Consider the following 3144-nt stretch of genomic DNA (forward strand, 5'->3'; position numbering starts at 1 on the left):
TGTTCTCGTTTTGACAAATTGGCCAGGAACTTCTTGAGTTTTCTCTATCTCGTCAGTGCTCTCTTTTGGCTCAAATGAAAGATCAACACAACCTAAGCCTGCTCCCAGAACCAAAGCCGGGATCCCGTGGTATGAAGGGGGTGAACTTGGTTGCCCACGAGGATCCCTCTGTCATGCAAAACGCTACCCTCAGCCCCATCCCGCTCCTGCAGCGGTCATTCGAGATGGCGGGCCCCATCTATGGGCCGCTGCTGATCCTGGCCTCTCCTGGCTTTATCATTCCCATCGTTGCGGAGCTGATCCCGCTTGCTGGGGGGATCCTCAACTTGGCCTATGGCCTGATCGGCCTGCCCATCCTGAGAGGGGCAGCCTTTTGGCTGGTGGATCAGCACTTGAAGCAGCGCACTCCTCCCCTGGGCAACAGCCTGGATCGGGCTGTCTCTAGGGCAGTGCCTCTGGTATTCGGCAGCATTCTGCTGGTGTTGATTGTCTCGCTGGGGATGCTGCTGCTTGTACTTCCCGGCATCTACTGGGGGATAAGGCTGGCTTTCACGCTCTGCGCGATTGTCCTGGAAGACAAAGGTGCCACGGAAGGGTTGGGCTACAGTTGGAACCTCGTCAGGGGCCGTTGGTGGGGGGTGTTTTGGGCATTTCTGGCCGTGGGTTTGATCTTCGGCATCGCGATCCTGATTTCGTTTTCTGTTGGGGGGATCCTGGGAGCTACCCTAGGTGCAGTTGTGGTTCGGAATGCCGTCGCCACAGCAGTTGCGCCTATCTTCGATATCTATACGGTGCTCCTATTCCGATCCCTGCAGCAGCTGCAAGCGCAAGCAGCGTAGTTTGGCTTGCCCTCACCCCCAATCCTTCCCCCCTGGCGAGAGGGAAGTTGCAGTTGACCTAGGGAGAAGGGCGCTCCAGGATCCCTCCCCCCAGCAGGAGATCCCCGTGGTACCAGACGGCGGCTTGGCCAGGAGTGACCCCAAACTGCGGCTCGGCAAACTGCAGCTTTACCCGCTCTGGCGATTCCGGGATCACCGTGGCGGGCACTGGGGGGGTACGGTAGCGCACCTGAACCTCAACAGCCAAGGATGCCGTCGGCGCCGGGATAGAGACCCAGTTGACTTGGCTTACCCACGCTTCAGCCTGGGTAGCCTCCTCCCGTTCCCCCACGACAACGCGGTTCATGGCCGCATCGATGCGCACCACGTAAAGCGGACGGGAAGAGGCAATCCCCAACCCCTTGCGCTGGCCCACCGTGTAGTGGTGGATGCCCTCATGGGATCCCAGCACTCGCCCCTGGGTATCGACGATTTCCCCTGGCCTTTGCCCAAGGTACTGATCCAAAAAGCTCCGCATCGAGCCATAGGTTTCAATCAAGCAGAGATCCTGGCTTTCGGGCTTGTCGGCTGTAACCAGCCCGTAGCGGGCAGCCAACTGACGGGTTTGGGCCTTGGTGTACTCGCCCAAGGGGAAGAGGCTATGGGCTAGGTGCTCTTGGCTGAGGTCGTAGAGAAAATAGGACTGATCCTTCTGCCGATCTACCGCCCGCAGGAGTTGGTAACGTCCTAGCTCGGCGTTAAAGCGCACCCGTGCGTAGTGGCCAGTGGCCATCTGGGAGATGCCCAGCTTTTCGCGGGCATAGGCCAGCAACGGGCCGAATTTCACCAGCTTGTTGCATTGGGAGCAGGGCAGGGGAGTAATGCCCTCCGCGTAGCCGGCTACCAGGTAATCGACAATGTTGGCCTGGAACAGCTCGCGGCTATCCACCACATGGTGCGGGATCCCCAGCTGCTCACAAACAGCTGCCGCATCCACCAAGCCTTCGGTACAGCACTGCCCCTTCCCCCTCATGAGCCAGAGGGTGACCCCCTCCACGGCGTAGCCCTGTTCCTGCAAAAGGGCCGCCACCGTAGAGCTATCCACACCCCCAGAAAGGGCCGCCACAATGCGGGGCCGCGACGGGGATGCAACAGGTGAAACTGATGAGTGGGGGCTGATAACCATTGAGACAAGGGATCCTAGGAAAAGAAAGGCTCAGCCGGAAACAGAGGAGGCCTCTCTCTGGGGATTGGGGAACCCGGAACAAGCTGAGCCGGGATCTTTACTTTAGCCTTCCTCAGGGTTGGCTGGCTGGGATCCGGTTTCTGAGATGCCCCTTTGCCGCAAGCGCCGCAGCGAATCCAAAGCAGCCGCCACAACGCTATCGTGGGGATCCCTGGCCAGGTAGTTGAGAGCAGAAACGCTCTTGGGGGAAGGCAAATTGCCCAGCGCTTGGGCCAGCCGCTGCCGCACCAGCCAATCTTCCGATTGGGCAAACTCCAGAATCCGATCCAACGCCCGCAGATCCCCCAATTCCCCCAAAGCCGCAATGGCCGCTTGCTGCAGCAACACCTCCGGCCCATCCAAGGCTCGCAGAAGCACCTCGTAAGCCCGCGGATCCTTCAAGTTCCCCAAGGCCACCGCCGCGCTGAAGCGCACCAGCCACTCCACATCTTCGTAAAAGGCGCGCACCAGGGCCTCAAAAGCCCGCGGATCTTCCAAATAGCCCAGGGCACCTGCCGCGTCGGCGCGAATGCCATAATCCGGGTCTTGGGTGAGGATTTCCAGCAATTTGGGCAGACAGGCGTCCGTTTGCTTGATCCCCAGGGCAAAGACGGCAAAAGAGCGCACCTGCAGGTTCTCATCGTCGATGACCTGCAAAATCAGCGGCACCGCCTGCTCTGCCGGCACATCCCGCAACTGGGCCAAGGCCACCATCCGGTCCGCAGAACGCGGGCTGCGCAAGCGTTGAGCGATCTCCTGTAAACGGGCGGGGTTGGCGGGATCCAAAGCAGAGACAGTCATGGCGTTAACAAATATTTACAATCTTTCTTCAGTATGGCAAACGAGGCTGCGCTTGGACAGAGGCCGTCTTTGTCTGGCCCGGTCGGGATCTCTGGGGACATGGTGCCACTGTTTCGATCGACAAATCCTAGCACTGTTGTCGAGAAAAGCAGGTTGACTTGGCCCCATCACGAAGATTTTGGATATTTTGGTGGAGAGGATACGAGGCTGATACATTTACGCTGAACACTGCTGAACATCACTGTTCAACTATGCAGCGATAGCATTCTGTTTGTTTCCAAACAGAATGGCGGTATCCCG

General features: G+C 58.9%; 3 protein-coding genes. 1 reads left to right on the plus strand and 2 read right to left on the minus strand.

The features are described 5' to 3' along the window. Positions 1-74: 74 nt before the first annotated feature. The gene (locus ACVWYZ_RS14200; protein WP_457467417.1) at positions 75-839 is read left to right on the plus strand and encodes a glycerophosphoryl diester phosphodiesterase membrane domain-containing protein; all 765 of its coding nucleotides are present in this window, start codon (positions 75-77) and stop codon (positions 837-839) included. A gap of 58 nt (positions 840-897) precedes the next feature. On the opposite strand, the gene mnmA is transcribed toward ACVWYZ_RS14200, so the two are convergent. Together mnmA and ACVWYZ_RS14210 are read right to left on the minus strand one after the other, a co-directional pair. Next, a complete protein-coding gene (mnmA, locus tag ACVWYZ_RS14205) occupies positions 898-2004 on the minus strand; it encodes a tRNA 2-thiouridine(34) synthase MnmA (RefSeq protein WP_457467418.1) in 1107 nt (368 codons plus the stop codon). Positions 2005-2106: 102 nt separating this feature from the next. Beyond that, on the minus strand, positions 2107-2844 hold the full coding sequence (locus ACVWYZ_RS14210) for a HEAT repeat domain-containing protein (protein WP_457467419.1): 738 nt from the start codon (positions 2842-2844) through the stop codon (positions 2107-2109). Positions 2845-3144: the final 300 nt, after the last annotated feature.

It is taken from the genome of Thermostichus sp. MS-CIW-37 (assembly GCF_054060065.1).